Origin of the sequence: Kitasatospora sp. MBT63, assembly GCF_000710465.2 — a bacterium.
GTDB lineage: Bacteria > Actinomycetota > Actinomycetes > Streptomycetales > Streptomycetaceae > Kitasatospora.
Window position 1 is genome coordinate 1 of the sequence record NZ_JAIZ01000306.1, and the last position, 17,397, is coordinate 17,397.

Below are 17,397 nucleotides of genomic sequence, written 5' to 3' on the forward strand. Positions count from 1 at the left end.
CACTCCAGGGTGTTGCGGGGATCAATGGAACCCGCCGGTCCGCCTCCCGGGGGCGCAGCCGTACCGCGGCCGTACGAGGGCGCCGCAGTCAGGCACCGGCCGGCGCGGGCCGCCCGGCCAGCAGCGCCGTGATCGCGTCGCCGATGAACTCCCGGTCGGCGGCGGTCGCCCCCGCACCGGCGAGGTGGCCCCACACCCCCGGGATCACCCGCAGGGCGGCCCGCGGCATCAGGGCGGCGGCCCTCGCCTCGTCCTCCACCGCGAAGCACAGGTCCCGGGCGCCCGGCAGCAGCACGGCCTCGGCCGTGACCGAACCCAGCGCGGCCTCCACCCGGCCGCCGAACCCGGGCGTCGCCCCGACGTCGGCCAGCTCCCAGGTCCCGACCATGGTCAGCAGATCCTCGGCGGACGGCCCGGCGACGAAGAACTCCTCCCAGAAGCCGGTGAGATACGCCTCCCGGGAGTCGAAGCCCAGCTCCCGGTAGCCGCCCTCGGCCCAGAACGGGTGCGAGGCCGCCCACCCGGCGAAGACCCGGCCCGCGGCCCGCCGGCCCCGCTCGCCGCCGCCGTCGGCGCGCAGCGCGGCCGACAGCGCCGCCAGGAACACCCGGTTGTGCTCACTGGTCACCGCCGACCCGCAGACCGGCGCGATCCGGCGCACCATCTCCGGGTACGACACCGCCCACTGGTAGGCGTGCGCCGCACCCATCGACCAGCCGGTCACCAGCGCCAGCTCGGTCACCCCCAACTCCTCGGTGAGCAGCCGGTACTGGGCATTGACGTTGTCCCGCGGGGTGATCGGGGGGAAGGCCGCCCCCAGCGGGTGGGTGCTCGGCGAACTCGACACACCGTTGCCGAACAGGCCGACGGTGACCACGCAGTACCGGCCGGTGTCCAGCGGTCTGCCGTCCCCGATCAGCCAGTCGTACGCGGTGTGGTCGCCGCCGAAGAAGGACGGGCACAGCACGGCGTTGCGGCCCTCGGCGTCGAGTGTCCCGTGGACCGCGTAGGCGATCCTGGCCGACGGCAGGGTCTCCCCGCCGGCCAGCGGGAGGCTGTCCAGTTCGAAGACGCGGTGGTCCACCGGCTTCTCCTCTGCGATGAACGGCCCACCGGGGGCCGGACGGACGGTCGGTGTCGTACCGGGCGGCGGCCCGCCGCCGGGCTCACAGCCAGTTGGGCGCGATCTCGGTCGCCCAGAGCTCCAGGCTGCGCATCTGCACGTCGTGCGGGATCAGGCCGGAGTACTGGCACTGCAGCAGGTACTCGGGGTCGTGCTGGGTCACCAGCTTCTCGATCTTGCGGTTGATGTCGTCGGGCGTGCCGACCCATTCGAGGCCCCGCTCGACCAGGGTCCGGTAGTCCGCGCCGATCGGGCCGGTCTCACCGACGTGGCGCAGGCTCTCGGTGAACCCCATCGGGCCGAACCAGTTCTCGAAGATGAAGCCGCCGCCGCGCTGCGCCCAGTGGTGCGCCTCGTCGGCGTCCCTGGCCACCAGGACGTCCTTCATCACCCCGACCCGCTCGCCGCGCCGCAGCCGGCCGTGCCCGGCCGCCTCCGCCTCCTCCTGGTAGAGGTCCATCAGACGGCGCACGATCTGGTCGTCGGTGTTCATCAGGATCGGCACCACACCCTCGCGGGCACAGAACCGGAAGGTGTCCTCGCTGAAGCTGAACGGCTGGAACACCGGCGGGTGCGGGTGCTGGTACGGCTTCGGGGCGATGCCCACCTCCTGCACCACGCCGTTCTCGTCCAGGCCGCGGCCGAAGCTGCGCACCGCGTCGTACGGGAACTCCAGGTCCTTCGGCGGGATCGTCCACTGGGCGCCCGAGTGCGAGAAGGTCTCGGTGGTCCACGCCTTCTTCAGGATCTCCCAGTGCTCCTCGAACAGCGCCCGGTTGCGCACGTCGTTGGCACCGGCGTCGGACAGCGTCCCGCCGACCCCGAACGGCTGGCCCATGATCTCGGCCCAGCGCTTCTGGAAGCCGCGCGCGATCCCGACGAAGGTCCGCCCCCGGGTCATGTGGTCGAGCATCGCCAGGTCCTCGGCGAGCCGCAGCGGGTTGTGGAACGGCAGCACGTTGGCCATCTGGCCGACCCGGATGTGCTTGGTCTGCATGGCCAGGTACAGGCCCAGCATGATCGGGTTGTTGGAGACCTCGAAGCCCTCGACGTGGAAGTGGTGCTCGGTGAACGACAGCCCCCAGTAGCCGAGTTCGTCGGCGGCCTTGGCCTGCTGGGTGAGCTGCCACAGCATGTTCTGGTAGTTCTGCCGGTTCACCCCGGCCATGCCCTTGAGCACCTGGTCGTGGCTGCCGACGGTCGGCAGGTAGAAGAGGATGGACTTCACTGGTGGTCCTTTCGTGCCGCGCCGCGACGCCGCGGCCGGCTGCGGGGGAGGGGCGAGTCGACGGTGGCACCGGCTTCTTGCGAATCGTTTGACGCGCCGCCTGTCGGCCGGCCCGCCCCGGCGGCGGCCCGGCGCCCCCGGCGGACGACGACGCGGAGCGGGACGTCCAACGGGCGCCAAGGAGGCGCTGCCAGCCTGGTGACGGGCCTCACCCGACCCGAAGGAGCCCGCCTTGAACCCAGCAACTGCCAGCGCCCCCGGTGCGACCGGTACCGGGCTCGCGGCCGCGGACCGCGCGACGCTCATCCACCCCACGCTGCCGGCCCACCGGACGGACCGCACCGTCCTGGTCTCCGGCCGGGGCTGCCGGGTCACCGACGACGCCGGCCGCACCTACCTGGACGCCTCCGCCGTCCTCGGCGTGACCCAGGTCGGCCACGGCCGCGCCGAACTCGCCCGGGCCGCCGCCGACCAGATGACCCGGCTGGAGTACTTCCACACCTGGGGCACCCTCAGCAACGACCGCGCGGTGGAACTCGCCGCCCGGCTGGCCGGCCTGGCACCGGGCCCGCTGCGCCGGACCTACTTCACCAGCGGCGGCGCGGAGGGCAACGAGATCGCGCTGCGGATGGCGCGGCTGTACCACCACCGGCGCGGCGAGCCGCAGCGCACCTGGATCCTGGCGCGCACCATGGGCTACCACGGCATCGGCTACGGCAGCGGCGGCGTCTCCGGATTCCCCGTCTACCACACCGGGTTCGGCCCCAGCATGCCGAACGTGCACTTCCTGACCCCGCCGCACCCGTACCGCCGGGAGCTGTTCGCCGGGACGGACGTCACCGAGTTCTGCCTGGCCGAACTGCGCGAGTCGATCGAGCGCATCGGCCCGGAGCGGATCGCCGCGATGATCGGCGAACCGGTGATGGGCGGCATCGGCGCGGTCGTCCCGCCCGCCGACTACTGGCCGCGCGTCGCCGAACTGCTGCGCTCCTACGGCATCCTGCTGATCCTGGACGAGGTGATCACCGGCTACGGCCGCACCGGGCACTGGTTCGCCTGCGAGCACTTCGGGGTGGCACCCGACATCCTGGTCACCGCCAAGGGCCTCACCTCCGGGTACATCCCGCACGGCGCCGTGCTGGTCACCGACGAGGTCGCCGACGCGGTCACCGGCGAGCAGGGCTTCCCGGCCGGCTACACCTACACCGGGCACCCGACCGCGTGCGCCGTCGCGCTGGCCAACCTGGACATCATCGAACGCGAGGGACTGCTCGCCAACGCCACCGCAGTCGGCGGCCATCTACGGGGCCGGCTGGCGGAGTTGACGGACCTGCCGGTGGTCGGCGAGGTCCGCGGGGTCGGTCTGATGCTGGCCGTCGAACTGACCGCCGACCGGGAGGCCCGCAAACCGCTGCCGCACGGCACCACCGAGGTGGCCGACGCGCTGCGCGAGCAGGCCGGCATCATCCTGCGGACCAACCCGTACGCGCTGGTGATCAACCCGCCGCTGGTGTTCACCCGGCAGGACGCGGACCAACTCGTCGACGGCCTGCGGTCGGTGCTCAGCCGGGTGGACCCCGACGGACACCTGCGCTGACCCGCCCGGCCGAGCGGTGCGCGGCGAACGGCCACTGCGGGCGCCGCAGCACGTCCTCGCCCCGCAGCTCGATCTCGTCGGCCATGGCCGCCACCGTGGTACGGGCCTGCTCCGCCATCCCGGCGTGCTGCTCCGCCTCGGCCAGCAGACCCAGGTGCAGCGCCCGCCGGAACACCGTGCCGGAGCGGGACGCCGCGTCCAGCGCCCAGCGCATCCGCCGCAGCCCGCTGCCGCTGCGGCCGCGGTGCACCTCGGTCCAGCCGAGCAGGACCGCGAGCATGTACTGCCAGTGGCTGAGCTGGCAGCGCACGGTCAGGTCGACCCCGGCGGTGCTGGCCTGCCAGGCCCGCTCCACGTCCCCGTCGAGCACCGCCAGCAGCGCGTCGGCGTAGAGCGCGAAGGCACGGTCCCACGGGCGGTCGCAGCTGTCCGACTCGGACAGCTGCAGCAGCTCCTCGCGGTAGCGTTCGGCGGCCGCCCGGTCGCCGAGCAGGACGTGGCTGACGGCCAGGTGGACCCGGTAGTTGATCCTGGGGTCGCTGCGGGACAGACCCATGAAGCGGTCCGGCCGCTCCTTCTCGCCCTGCGCGTCGACCAGCGGGAGACCGCACTCCAGTTCGGCGACGGCCTCCGGCAGCCGGCCGGCGGTGTACCGCAGCACCCCCTTGCCGTAGCAGGCGGCGGTCCGGGCCTCGGTGCCTCCGCCGTGCTCGGCCAACTCCTCCAGCAGGGCGACCAGTTCGGACACCCGGGCGAGGTCGCCGTCGGCCAGGTGCATGATCACCCGGGAGGCCAGCAGCGCGGTCGGCCGGGTGTTGTCGAGGGTCTTCTGCAGCACCTCCGCCCGGGTGCAGGCGTCCGCGACCGCCGGCGATCCGTACCCGAGGGTCATCGACAGCAGCCAGACGACCCGCTTCTGCAGCTCCAGTTCGGCCGCGACGGACCGGTCCCTGGGCTGGCCGCGCAGGACGTCGATGGCGTGCGACAGCCAGGCGTACGCCTCGGAGTGCAGCAGCCGGCGCTCGGCGAGGTCGCCGAGGCCGACCAGGGGCTGCACCGCCTCGCGCAGGTCGAGTTCCTGCGCGGCCCGGCCGCAGTGGTGGGCGATGGTCCCGGCGCAGTCGGTGCGGGCCGTGCCGACCGCACCGTCGGCCAGCGCGCCCGCCACCCGGTGGTGCAGCCGGGCGCGGTGGACCGGGTCGAGGTCCGCGAGCAGCATGTCCCGTACCAGGCCCTGGGCGAACCGGAAGCCGTGCGGGTCGACCGGGTCCGGGGTCAGAAGTCCGCTGTGCAGTGCCTCGTTGACCAGGCCCGGCGGTTCGCCGAGCCCGGCCAGCACGTCGGTGAGCAGCCGGCGGTCCACGGCCGGGCCGATCACCGCGCAGGTCTGCAGCACCCGGGCGACGCCCGCCGGGCACTCGGCCAGGCGCGAGCGGAGCACCAGCCGCAGGTCGACGGAGATCGCGGCGGTCAGCTCGGCGGGGTCGGCGGCGGCGCCGGCCGACGGCCGCAACTTGGTGAGCAGGTACGGGTTGCCGCCGGTGGCGCGGTGCGCGGCCGACACCAGGTCCCAGGAGAGCGGCTCGCCGTCGGTCCGGTCGATCAGCGCCCTGGTCTCGGCGAGCGAGAGCACGTTCAGGTGCATGTGCTCGGCGGCGACCTCCTGGAGCAGGTCGGCCACCGCGCTCTGGAGTTCGGGGCGCAGCGCGAGCCGGTGCTCCCGGACGGTCGCCACCACCAGCAGGTCGGTGTCGCGGATCTCCTTGGTGAGCAGCTGCAGCAGGGCCAGCGTGCGGGTGTCGGCGAGGTGCAGGTCCTCCAGGAACAGCGCGAGCGGGCGGCGGGCGGCCGTCAGCAGCGCCTGGCAGACGGCGTCCTGGAAGGCCAGGTGCTGGGCGGGGGAGAGCGGTGTCTCGGCGCCGCCGAGGCCGGGGGAGCGGTCCGGGCGCAGCAGGCCGAGCGCGTCCAGGACCGGTTCGGGCAGCGAGCCCAGTTCGTGGGACCTGGTGCGGCGGAGCTTGCGGACGACCCGTTTCCACAGCCAGTAGTCCGGGAGTTCGGGGCCGGCGGCGCAGTGCGCCCAGACGGCGTCCATGCCCGCGGCCGGCAGTCCGCTCTCCAGCTCCTGGAGCAGCCGGGTCTTGCCGACGCCCTGTTCGCCGATCACCAGGACGGTGCGGCCGCGGCGTCCGGGCTCGGTGAGGGTGCGCAGGGTCTCCAGTTCGCGGGCGCGGCCGACCAGGTGTCGGGCCGGCCCGGCCGGTGCCGATCCCGGTGCCGGTGCCTGTGCCGGTACGAGGTGCGGCGGTTGGGGCGCCGGGGCGGGCGGCCGCAGGTCGTCGACGTCGGCCACCACGGTGAGGCGGGGGCGCGGTGTGGCCGGGGCAGCGGCGGGCCGGCCCGCGTGGACCAGGTCCTGGCGAAGGATCGCGCCGTGCAGTTCCTGGAGCTCCTTGCTGGTGTCGGCGCCGAGCTCCTCGGCGAGGTGGGCCCGGATCCGTTCGAAGGTCAGCAGCGCCTCGGCGGGCTGGCCGCAGTGGTACTGCGCCAGCATCAGCTGGCAGCCGAGGCGTTCCAGCATCGGGTTGCGCCGGACCTCGTCGTCGAGTTCGCGCACCACCTCGTCGTAGCGGCCGAGGCCCAGGCACGCATCGGCCCAGGTCTGCAGGCCGACCAGGCGCAGCTGTTCGAGCCGGGCGGACTCCAGCTGGGCGAAGTCGTAGGCGGCCAGCTCCCCGTACGGGGTGCCGTGCCACAGGCCCAGGGCGTCGCCGGCGGTGCTCCGGGCCGCGGCCAGGTCGCCGCGGGCGAACTGCTCGCGGCCGCACTCGACGGCGGACTGGAACCTGCTGGCGTCGATGCAGTCCCGGTCGACCTCCAGGACGTAGCCGGGCGCCTGGTAACGCAGGGCCAGCAGGCGGCCCTTGGGCGGTACGGGGGCGTGGCTGTCGATCGCCTTGCGCAGCCGCGAGACGTACGACTGGAGGGTGCCGACCACCGCCTGGGGCGGTGAGGAGCCCCAGATGGCGCTGACGATCCCGGAGACCGACACCACCCGGCCCGCGTTGATCAGCAGGAGGGCCAGCAGCGCCCGTTGCCTCGGTGGGCCCAGGTCCAGCTCTCGTCGGCCGGCCTGCACCGACATCTGTCCCAGCACCCGGATCGGCGCGGGGCTCCGTAAGGCGAGATCGGCAGCGGCGTGGTCAACTTGGCTCATCTCATCCCATCCCGTCAAGCAAGACAGCTGGTGCATCCGCGGTGGCCGCAGGGGTGAGCCCGCGTCACGGCGTGATTCAGGTAATGTCCGGACACGGCCGGGGATGTCGCGACGGCCCGCCGTACGGGGGTGCGGACGGCGGGGGCCTCGGAGGGTCGTCGGTCCCGTGTGGTGGCCGCTCCCTGCCGTCACCGACGGTTGCTGGGCCGGCGGTGCTGGGGGGCTGGGGAGGGCGCGGGAGCCGTCGACGGGTGTGCTGGCCGGGCGCTTTCAGGCCAGGCGTCTGGGTGTGGCGCGGCGAGGACGGCGTGCGGCGGAAATGGTGGTGCCTCCCTTGGCGCGACCAGCCGTGATCCGCGTGCGTGGGAAGCGGCGGAGCAGCACATGGCTGGTCATGTCACTGTCATGTGAATCATGAACGCTGCCAGGCTACCCCGGACGAGGGGGGTCATAACACCCGCCATCGGACAGGGATGTCGGTCCGCGCAGACGGCTACGCAAGGTGACAGGAACAGGGCCGCGCCGCAGCGCCGCGCGCGGGCACGGGAGTGACCGCCGGGCCGTCGCGGCAACGGCGCGGCGGGGACGGCGGGGACGGGGAGCGCCGGATCAGGGGACCGTGGCGGCCTCCTCCCGGCCGGGCACCGGCTCGGCCCGGCGGTCCCCGCGCAGCCGGGCCAGCAGCAGCTGGCCACCGGCGCAGACCACGGCCAGGCACAGGCAGGCGCCCCACACCGGCGCGGTACCGGACGACTCGACCACCCGGCCGCTGAGCACCGGCGCCAGCGCCACCGACAGGCTCCAGGTCGACAGGAACCAGCCCTGGTACCCGCCCTGACGGTCCGGCGGGGACAGCGCCGCCACCAGCGCCATGCAGGTCGGCCAGACCACGATCTCGCCGAGGCTCCACAGCACGACGCTCGCCCCGTACCCGGCGACGCCGTGCACGAGGGCGGTCAGCCCCATCCCGAGGCCGGTCACCAGGGTCGCGGAGGCCAGCGCGTACTCCGGCCGAAGCCGCCCCGCCAGCCGGGTCAGCGGGAGCTGGAGCACCGCGATGACCAGGCCGTTCATCATCATCGCCGTACCGTAGTCGGCGGGCGACAGCCCGTCCGCCGTCATCGCCAACGGCAGCACCACCAGCGGCTGCTGGAAGAGCAGCCCCAGCAGCAGCACCGTGCCCAGCAGTACCAGGAACGCCGGCGACCGGGGCACCGCCCCCGCCGCCCCCGCGGGCGCGGCCGCGTCCGCCGCCCGGCGGGGGCCCGGCGGCGGCCTGGTCTCCGGCACCCGCAGGTAGACCACGACCCCGGCGAGGAGGTTGGCCAGTGCGTTGACCAGGAACAGCAGCAGGAAGCCGTGGGAGGCCGCGAGGCCCGCCGTCACGGCGGCCGCGGAGAAGCCCAGGTTGGTCGCCCAGTAGATCAGCGCGTACGCCCGTGGCAGGTCCGCCGGTGCGACCAGGTCCGCGACGGCCGCCGCCCGTGCCGGGCGGGTGGCGTTCAGGCCCACCCCCACCGTCAGGGTGAACAGCAGGACCGGCGCCCGGCCCTGGGTCAGGCCGAGCCCCAGCATGCCGGTGACGGTGAGGACCTCACTGGCCAGCAGCACCGCCCGCCGCCCGACGCGGTCCGCCAGGATGCCGCCGAACAGCGAGGCGATCCCGCTGCCCACCCCGAAGACGGTCAGGGTCAGACCGGTGAAGAAGACCGAGTAGCCGCGCACCGTGGTGAGGTAGATCGCCATGAACGGCACCACGAAGCCGCCCGCGGAGGTGACCAGCGTCCCGCCCCAGAGCCACCAGAACGGGCCGGGAAGCCCCCACGGCGCCCCGGCCGGCCGGGCCGGCACGTCAGCTCCGGGCTTCGTACTCGACCCTGAGCGTCCGTGAGAGATGGTCACGGAACTCCACCGCCGCGGCGTCCGAGGCGTGCTGCGAGAGCACGATCGCCGGGTAGCCGGACCAGTCCGGGTACGGCCGCAGCAGCGCGCCGGGGCCGACGGTCTGCGCCACGTGGTCCACGCAGGGCTCCTCGCGCACCTCGTCCAGGCCGTGCACCCGGACGATCCGGCCGCCGCCGCCGACCGGCACCAGGTAGGCCGCCGCGTGGCCGGTGCCCACCGGCTCGCGGGTCCAGCACTCGGGCTCCCGGCCGAGGTGGATGCGGACCGCCTCCGCCGCGAGGTCGATCCCGCTGCTCACGTGCACCAGGTGGTGCATGAACCCGCCGCCGCCGATCCGCGCCCCCATCTCCAGCAGCACCGGCCGGGTGCCCGAGACCAGCCGCAGCTCGGTGTGGGTGGTGCCCTCGGTGATGCCGAAGGCGTGGTGCGCGCCGACCACCTCGCGTTCGACGGCGGCCAGCACGTCGGCCGGGAGCTGGGCGGGGGCCCGCAGCGTGGTCTCCTCGAAGTACGGTCCGCTCAGCTCCCCCTTGTAGCTGATCGCGCAGACCCGGACCCGTCCGCGGTGCACCAGCGACTCGGCGGAGATCTCGGGACCGTCCAGGTACTCCTCGACCAGCACCCCCCAGCCGTCCGCCGGTTCGCCGTCGGCCGCTCCGCCGTCGTAACCGAGGTGGGCGTGGCACAGCGCCCAGGTGGTGCGCACCGCCCGCTCCAGCTCCGCCGCGGAGTCGACCCGGATCACCCCGAGGCTGGAGTAGCCGTTGGCCGGCTTGACCACGACCGGGAAGCGCAGCCCCGCCGCGTCCGCCCAGTCGTCCGGGTGGCCGACGGCGACGAACCCGGGGACCGCGAGGCCGGCCGCGCGCAGCAGCCGGCGCATGCTCCGCTTGTCCCTGACCACGTCCGCCGCCTCCTCGGTCAGCCCGGTGAGCCCGAGCACCCGGGCGGCCCGGGCGACGAAGGGGACGGCCTTCTCGTTGCCCGCCATGATCCCGTCGAACGGCTCGCGGCCGAACCGCTCCACCAGGGCGGCCAGCGCGGCGTCCGGATCCCCGTCGACGTCCAGCGGCAGGAGTTCGACCACCCCGGCGGCCTTGCGGGCCCGCTCGGCGTCGTCGTCCCCCCGGGGGACCAGGATCAGGTCGGCGCCCGCCCGCTCCGCGGCCTCGAACACCCAGGGAAGAGCGGAGAACTGACCGACCAGGACGAGTTTCGGGCGCTGCCGCATAGGGATCTCCGTACGAGAGTGGTAGACGTGCGGGTGCCCGGCGTCCGGGCACCCGCCACGGCCGCCCGGACGCCGCCCGGTTCGCGGGCCGCGTCCGGGCGGCCGCGCGGAACACGACGCAGCCTTCCCCAGCGTTCTTGGCGGATCCTTGCAAACGGTTTGACGTCCCGGTTCGCGCTCCCGGACGGGGGCCCGGTGGGGCCGGGGTCGGGGGACCGGAGGTCTCAGGTCTCAGGCCGGCCCGGTCCAGCGCGGTGCGGTGGTGCGCGAGGGCCTGCCCGGCCTGGCCCAGGGCGGCCAGGGTCTCCCCGAGGCCGTGGCGGGCGTTGGTCCGGCTGCCGGGGTCCCCGAGCCGTTCGGCCGGTGCGAGGGCCCGTCGGGAGTGGGTCGAGCCCCGGGTGTGGCGGCCCGACTCCAGGTGCAGCAGGCCGAGGACGGCGAGGGTCTCGGTCTCCGCCGCAGGAGCCGATCGCCCGCGCCGGTGCCGTGGGCGATCGGCCGAAAAGCATCAGTAGACTGCTCGCCGGTTGTCGACGTCCACGATTCGGAGAGCATGCGCCATGGGCCACAGGCGTGCCGTGCGGAGGACTCGGGGGACATCAAGAGTATCGGGGACATCGAGAACATCGGGGACGAGGAGAGCGCGGAGAACCCGCAGACCGCGGCGGCTCGCGGTGGCCCTGCTGATCGTCGCCGCGGCGGCCACGGCGACGGGGGCCGCCCTCGGCGGCGGTTCGCGCCCCCGTGACGCCGCCGTCGCGCGGCCCGCGCCGGTCCCCGCCACCGACCCGGCCGGGTCCGTGGACCAGGGCGAGATCTCCGCACTGGCCGGCCCGAGCGTCACCGCCACGCCCTCGCCGAGCCCGTCCGCCTCGGTCAGCGGCACCGCCGGCCCCTCGGCCGCCGCCGCGGCCGCGCTGAGCGCGAGCCCGGGCCTGGACAGCCCGCGGATGAAGGACATCGCCCAGCAGTTGGTCTCCAGCGCCGAGAACTCCTCGCTCGACTGGCGGGCCCAGTACAAGTACATCGAGGACATCCAGGACGGCCGCGGCTACACCGGCGGCCTCATCGGCTTCACCTCGGCCACCGACGACATGCTCCAGCTGGTCAGGCACTACCAGACGCTGAACCCCGGCAACCGCCTGGTCCGCTACCTGCCCGCACTCCAGCAGGTCGACGGCACCGACTCGCACGAGGGCCTCGACCCCACCTTCACCGACGACTGGCGGGCCGCCGCCCAGGACCCCGCCTTCCAGCGGGCCCAGGACGAGGAGCGCGACCGCGTCTACTTCGACCCCGCGGTCCGCCAGGCCAAGGCGGACGGCCTGCACGCACTCGGGCAGTTCGCCTACTACGACGCGCTGGTGATGCACGGCCCGGGCACCGGACCGCGCAGCTTCGGCGGGATCCGCGCGGCCGCGCTGGCGAAGGCCCGGCCACCGTCCCAGGGCGGCGACGAGACCGCGTACCTGACCGCCTTCCTCAGCGCCCGCCGGTCGGTGATGGCCGCCGCGCAGCACGACACCGACCGGGTCGACTCCGTCCAGTCCGCCTTCCTGAAGGCCGGCAACCTGGCCCTCGCCACCCCGCTGTGCTGGACCATCCATGGCGACTCCTACACCATCGCGCACTGACCGCTCGGGCGTGGGGGGCGGTGGCCTCGGCCGCCGCATACTCCGAGCCGTCCGCCCGCCGGGGCGTTGCGGAGCTGTCGTCGGCCGGACGGCGGCACGTCGAAGCCCCGTCGGACGAAGGTGACTTGGCAGGTCACCCGCCCGACGGGGCTTTCGTTGTGTACCGCTGTGGCTCCGGCGTGCCGGTGGTTGGTCAGAAGTGGAGCATCCACTGGAAGTCGGACTGTGCGCTGCTCACGTGGACGTGGCTGCGGGTGCCGTAGTCGAGGGGGTTGTTCCAGTTGTATTCCTCGACGTCGAAGGAGCCGTCGGAGTAGACGGCGTTGACGTAGGCGACGTGGCCGACCTTGTGGACGTCGTTGACGGCGATGGCGCCGACGGTGGGGGTGGTGTTGACGGTGACGCCGACGCGGCGGGCGGCGTCGTCCCACGTGCCGGCGTTGCCCCAGGTGGTGCCGCCGTAGGAGTTGCTGAAGTTCGGGACGCCGAGACGGCTGGCGATGCGGTACGCCGCGAAGGCGGTGCAGTTGTCGGCGGCGAAGCCGCGGGTGCCGTGGTCGAAGTCGTCGGCGGGGCTCTGGTTGCCGCCGGTGCCGCCGCCGCTGAGGAACTGGTGAGACGCCTCGTTGTTCTTCAGGGTGGAGTTGAGGTTGCCCTTGGCGCCGGGGGCGAAGTCCTGGCCGCCGCCGCCGTAGCCGCTGTTGACGTAGACGCGGACGGTCTGCCCGGTGCGGTTCCACACCGAGGCGGCGTTGTTCTTGACGCAGATGCCCTGGCCGGCGCCGGCGCTCTTGAAGTCGTAGCAGGTCGGCTGGGTGGCTCCGAGGTCGCTGACGGAGCCGGTGAAGTCGGAGATCGAGCCGGCCTCGTCGCTGTTGTAGTAGTAGCAGAACTCGCCGGCGTCGCAGACTCCGTCACGGGAGGCCGCGAAGGCGGGGGTGGAGGTGGTGGCGATGAGGGGAACGGCCATGGCCAGGGCGGTGCCGGCGACGGTGAGCGTGGTGCGTATGTTCTTCATGGTCTTCGTTCTTTTCGTGACGTGTCACCGACGGGTGCATCGGTCGTGCTCGGGTGGTGCGTGTGCGCGGTCAGTGGGTGCGCTGGTACTGCTCCCAGGTCTGGATGGGGATGCGGGGGCCGTCGTCGGCGCCGTGGTTGGCCAGGCCGTTGAGGCCGAGGTAGTAGTCACCGGTCTGGTTCTGGGCCTGGCTGGACAGATCGGTGTCGCTGATCGCTGCGGCGTGGATGTGCCACGGCCAGTCGCCCTGGCTGGGGTCGCGGACCCAGGCGGCGAATCCGACCTGGCGCAGTGCCCGGGCGACGGCGGTCCGGGTGCTGCTGGACATGCCGTCGATGTTGATGTCCACGACGCCACCACCGTCGTGGGTGCCGGCGGAGGTGGGATCGCCGCCGGGGTTGTAGGAGCCCTGCGCGAGGGTGAGGCGGAAGCCCAGGAGGCGCTCGGCCTCGGTGAGCATGTTCTGGGTGCGGGTGTCGACGGTGTATCCGTCGCGCTGCAGCTTCGCGCCGGGTCCGATCTGGTGGGTGACGGTGAATCGGCCCTGCCCCAGTGCGGCGAGGGAGGAGGCGCCGGGCAGTCCGTTGGCGTCCAGGCCGGTGTAGCCGAGGGAGCGCTGGAAGGCGGCGTAGGCGGCGATGGTGGTGGTGCCGAAGTACCCGTCCACCCAGCGGGCGTCGAGGAGGTTACGGGCCTGCAGAGCCCGCTCGACGGCCAGGACCGAGTCCTTGGCCCCCGGGGTCAGCGTGCTGTCGGGGCGTCGGGGGTCGATCTGGGCAGCCAGGACGGTGGCTTCCATGTCCACCACGGGCAGCGCGGCAGCGGTGGCCGCCGATGCCTCGCTCTGGGACGGTGGGGCTGCCGCGCTGGCCTGTGCGGCGCTCAACACCAGGCCGCTCAGGACGGCGGCGGCCGTGAGCAGTCGGAATGCGGCGTTGCGGGTCGTGATGACGGATGCCATGCGGTGGTTCCTTCCGGCTCGGTGGAGGATCGGCCCCGGCCCCGTCCCGGTGTCGGGCAAGGGGGTGGCGTCGTCGGGCCCGCGCCGGGGCCCGAGATCCGTTCGAGACGTTAGGAGGTGCCGATAGCGCGCGCGTATCGCCGCAGGGCGCCCCCGGGCAGACCCGCCGGGCCGCAACGACGGCCCCGCGCACGGGAGTCAGGGCCCGGGCGGCACGGCCCGGGCGAGCCGCGCCATCGGGCGGCTACGGCCGCGATACCGCCCTGCTCGGCGCGCAGGGGCACCGAGCTGCTGCGCCGGAGTGGAGCGAACACGTCGGCTCCCCGGCAGTCGCCACGGGGACAGGCTGCGGCAGCGGCTCGTGCAGCTCCGCCAATGACGGAAGGGGTGCCGCGTGTGGCTGGATCACCTGCAGCGGACCGCCCGGGTCGGCGCCCGAGAACGTCAAGGCGCCTGCCCGCACCTCATGCCGAGCAGCCCCGACGGACCCGTCGGGCCGTCGACGCGCTCCACGGGAGTCCGGCCGATCGTCCGGACGGCCCGTAGCCGGCCCAGCGGCGGACGGCCGACGGCTCCCACCCGGAAAGTCGCAGGTGGGAGCCGTCGGCCGTGCTACATCAGATCAGCGTGCGCCAGTAGTACCAGAACCGGTTCAGCACCAGCAGTGCGATCCCGAGGTACCAGAGCGCCGGGACCACCCAGTGCCACCGGGCGACCGCGGGCCACCAGCGGGGTGCGGGCAGCACGCCGGTGCGCAGGTTGTGCAGGGTGGTGTACCAGAACAGCGGCAGCACCACGGCCCAGACCACCATGCAGTACGGGCAGAGCGCACCGATCTCGTACAGCGCCTGGTCGATCAGCCAGACCACGAAGCCGAGCCCGAACAGCGTCCCGGCCTGCAGGCCCAGCCAGAACCAGCGGCGGTAGGCCGCCCTCGCCAGCAGGCCCGCACCGACCGCCACGACGGCGCCGAAGGCGGCCAGGCCGATCAGCGAGTTGGGGAAGCCGAAGGCCTCCGCCTGCTCGGTGCGCATGATCGAGCCGCAGCTGATGATCGGGTTGATGTTGCAGCTGGGCCGGTAGGACGGATCCTTCAGCAGACGGATCTTGTCGACGGTCAGCACGGCGGAGGCGGCGAGGCCCAGCAGGCCGCCGATCAGCAGCAGCCAGCCGAACCGGCGGCTCGCGCCGACCGGTGCGGCGGCGCCGGCCGGGACCGGCGCGGCCGCCGAGGCGGGCGGGACGGGGGCGGTCATCGGGTCACCCGCCGATCGACTGCTTGACCAGCGCCTTGAACTGCTCGCCGTTCAGCGGTCCGCTCTGGCCGAAGATGTTCAGCTGCTTGCCGTCCAGCTGGACGGTCGGGGTGCCCTGCACCCCGCTGTTGTTGAACGCGCTCGCCACCTTGGCCGCCCACGGCCGGTAGGTGCCCTCGGTGACGGCCTTGGTGAACGCCTCGGTCTTCAGGCCCGGCACCTGGCCGGCCAGGTCGAGGATCCGGTTGACGTCGCCGAAACCGTCCTCGCGCTCGTCCGGCTGGTTGGCGTACAGCACGTCGTGGAACTGCTTGAACTTGTCGACGCCCTCGTTCAGCGCCGCACCGGCCGCCGCCAGCGCGGTCCGGGAGCCCTTGCCGCCCAGGTTGCTGTCCAGGAACGCGGCCAGGTGGTACTCGATCTTGTACTGGCCGTCGTCGGCCAGCTGCTGCACGGTGCTGCCCGCCGAGGCCTCGAAGTTCTTGCAGATCGGGCAGCGGAAGTCCTCGTACACCTTCAGCGTGTGCGGGGCGTCGGCCTTGCCGTACACCACGACGGTGCCGTCCGGGCCGGAGGCGTTGGCGGGGACGACCAGGGTGCTGCCGGACGCGGACGCGGCGGTGTCGTCCGAGCCGCTGCCGCCGGCGGTGCCGATCGCCAGCGCGGCGCCGCCGCCGACCACGGCGATCGCACCGACCACCGACACGGCGACGATCACCCGGCGGCGCAGGGCCTCGCTGCGGGCCTCCTGCTGCTTCGCCTGCTTCATGCGGTCACGGGGGGAGAGGTGGGGCTGCTGGTTGCTGCTCATGATGGTCCGTCGACTCCTGGACTGGTGCATGCCGCGCGGACGCGCGCCGGGCATGCGGGAGGGGTGGGTGGCCTGCGGGGCCGGCCGGACCCTCCGTCGGGAGGACGGGAGGAGACGTCAGCCGGCGAGCGCGAGAGCCGGCGGACCGCGCCGCGGCGCGGGGGTGAGGACCAGCTGCGCGGGGCGCAGCAGCGACCGCTCGGCCTGCGGGACCGGCCGCAACGCGGCGGGGCAGGCGGGCAGCGGGGTACCGGTCAGCAGGGCACGCCAAGGGGCGGGCAGCAGGGCGCGGACGGCGCGCAGCGCCTCGGCGACGCCGGTCAGCGCCCGGTCGCCGAGCCGCAGCCAGGCGGCGGCGGCCAGCGCGACGGCCACGTGCACCAGCAGGACCAGCAGCTTGACCCAGCCACCGGAGTGGCCGGCCCAGCCGGTCAGCAGCGAACTGCCGTCCACCGAACCGCCGCCGCAGACCAGCAGGTCCATCCCGTGGCCGGGGGCGGCGGTGGCACAGGTGTCCTGGCCGAGGTTGAAGGCGGTGTTCAGCAGCAGCTCGACCGGCACCAGCACGGCGGAGATCTGTACGAAGCCGCGGCGGGTCCCCGACAGCGCCATCGCGAGCAGGAAGACGGCCACCGAGGTGGCGGCGACCAGGGAGAGCGGCAGCGCCCGCCCGGTCAGCAGGACCTGGCCCAGCGCGGCGAGCGGCACGGCGAGCGCGGTGAACACCGCGGCCCGCAGGGCCCTCGTAGCCTGGTTCTCGGTCATGGTCTCGGAGTATGTCACGGCTACCCGGTCGGGCGGGAGGGCGCCTGCGGCGGGCCCGGACCGGGCACTTGACGGCAGCCGGCCCGCCCGGCGGGCCCGAGGGAGCGGAATCCGCGGCCGCGGAGCCCCGGCGGGACGGACCGGACGCGCGGCGGTGGCTGTGGCGAGTCTCACCCGTGTCCCGCCCGTGCCGTGCCCGCTCCCGCCCGTGCCGTGCCCGCGGCGGCAGCCCCGTTCGAGCGGTGTCACCCGTGGGTGTGGCGGGCCGGGCGAATCGCCCCGGGCGCGCCACGCCGCTGGCGACAATCGCCGGATGGACGACCTGCCCGGTGTGCCGCTGCCGTTCGTACCCCACCCGGGGCCGGCCCTGCCGTTGCCGCCGGTGCTGCTGCCCGTCCTTCCCGCGTTCCCGGTCCTTCCAGCGTTCCCGGTGCCGCCGGGTTGGTCCGTGCCATACCTGCCCGGAACATCCCGGCCGTCGCCGCCGCCCGGCCGGGACCCGTGCCCGTCCGACCCCTCCGACCCGGGCAGTCCGGTGCCGAGTGCTCCGGTGCCGAGTGCGCCCGCGTCGAGTGCGGCGCCCTCGCCGGGGCCGACGTCGGCACCGAGCGCTCCGGCCTCCCCCGCCGCGCCGAAGGACGGCCCGTCGAC

Annotated in this window: 12 protein-coding genes; 2 read left to right on the forward strand and 10 right to left on the reverse strand. The window is 73.9% G+C overall.

Annotation, left to right across the window (positions count from 1 at the left end; all coding sequences use genetic code 11):
- Window positions 1–88 precede the first annotated feature (88 nt).
- Window positions 89–1,084 carry an alpha/beta fold hydrolase gene (locus tag AA75_RS18870; protein ID WP_033821274.1) on the reverse strand — a complete coding sequence of 332 codons (996 nt, stop codon included), beginning with the start codon at window positions 1,082–1,084 and terminating at the stop codon, window positions 89–91.
- An 82-nt stretch (window positions 1,085–1,166) separates the two neighbouring features.
- The gene (locus tag AA75_RS18875; protein WP_033821275.1) at window positions 1,167–2,351 is read right to left on the reverse strand and encodes an LLM class flavin-dependent oxidoreductase; all 1,185 of its coding nucleotides are present in this window, start codon (window positions 2,349–2,351) and stop codon (window positions 1,167–1,169) included.
- Window positions 2,352–2,583: 232 nt separating this feature from the next.
- On the opposite strand from AA75_RS18875, the gene AA75_RS18880 reads away from it, so the two are divergent.
- A complete protein-coding gene (locus tag AA75_RS18880; protein ID WP_033821276.1) occupies window positions 2,584–3,948 on the forward strand; it encodes an aspartate aminotransferase family protein in 1,365 nt (454 codons plus the stop codon).
- Here the strand turns inward: AA75_RS18880 and AA75_RS18885 are convergent.
- The 3 genes from AA75_RS18885 to AA75_RS18895 all read right to left on the reverse strand — a co-directional run bounded on the left by AA75_RS18885 (window position 3,914) and on the right by AA75_RS18895 (window position 10,301).
- The gene (locus tag AA75_RS18885; RefSeq protein WP_158515527.1) at window positions 3,914–7,165 is read right to left on the reverse strand and encodes a BTAD domain-containing putative transcriptional regulator; all 3,252 of its coding nucleotides are present in this window, start codon (window positions 7,163–7,165) and stop codon (window positions 3,914–3,916) included. The two genes, AA75_RS18880 and AA75_RS18885, sit on opposite strands and share 35 nt — an antisense overlap.
- 609 nt (window positions 7,166–7,774) lie before the next feature.
- The gene (locus AA75_RS18890; protein WP_051812753.1) at window positions 7,775–9,016 is read right to left on the reverse strand and encodes an MFS transporter; all 1,242 of its coding nucleotides are present in this window, start codon (window positions 9,014–9,016) and stop codon (window positions 7,775–7,777) included.
- A 1-nt stretch (window position 9,017) separates the two neighbouring features.
- Window positions 9,018–10,301, reverse strand: a complete 1,284-nt coding sequence (locus AA75_RS18895) for an ATP-grasp domain-containing protein (protein WP_033821277.1) — start codon at window positions 10,299–10,301, stop codon at window positions 9,018–9,020.
- Between the two features lie 674 nt (window positions 10,302–10,975).
- Here AA75_RS18895 and AA75_RS18900 point away from each other — a divergent pair.
- Window positions 10,976–11,935 (forward strand): chitosanase, encoded by a 960-nt coding sequence (locus tag AA75_RS18900; protein ID WP_233289085.1) that lies wholly within the window; start codon window positions 10,976–10,978, stop codon window positions 11,933–11,935.
- A gap of 193 nt (window positions 11,936–12,128) precedes the next feature.
- Here AA75_RS18900 and AA75_RS50950 read toward each other — a convergent pair whose 3' ends face one another.
- From AA75_RS50950 to AA75_RS18925, 5 genes are all read right to left on the reverse strand, one after another.
- Window positions 12,129–12,953: a CHAP domain-containing protein gene (locus AA75_RS50950; protein ID WP_082526636.1), complete on the reverse strand. Its 825-nt coding sequence runs from the start codon at window positions 12,951–12,953 to the stop codon at window positions 12,129–12,131.
- A 70-nt stretch (window positions 12,954–13,023) separates the two neighbouring features.
- On the reverse strand, window positions 13,024–13,914 hold the full coding sequence (locus AA75_RS18910; protein ID WP_233289086.1) for a peptidoglycan-binding protein: 891 nt from the start codon (window positions 13,912–13,914) through the stop codon (window positions 13,024–13,026).
- A gap of 617 nt (window positions 13,915–14,531) precedes the next feature.
- Window positions 14,532–15,170 (reverse strand): vitamin K epoxide reductase family protein, encoded by a 639-nt coding sequence (locus AA75_RS18915; protein ID WP_033821278.1) that lies wholly within the window; start codon window positions 15,168–15,170, stop codon window positions 14,532–14,534.
- Window positions 15,171–15,174: 4 nt separating this feature from the next.
- A complete protein-coding gene (locus tag AA75_RS18920) occupies window positions 15,175–15,981 on the reverse strand; it encodes a thioredoxin domain-containing protein (RefSeq protein ID WP_033821279.1) in 807 nt (268 codons plus the stop codon).
- 117 nt (window positions 15,982–16,098) lie between these two features.
- Window positions 16,099–16,746, reverse strand: coding sequence for a hypothetical protein (locus AA75_RS18925; RefSeq protein ID WP_033821280.1), 648 nt, complete (start codon window positions 16,744–16,746; stop codon window positions 16,099–16,101).
- Window positions 16,747–17,397 lie beyond the last annotated feature (651 nt).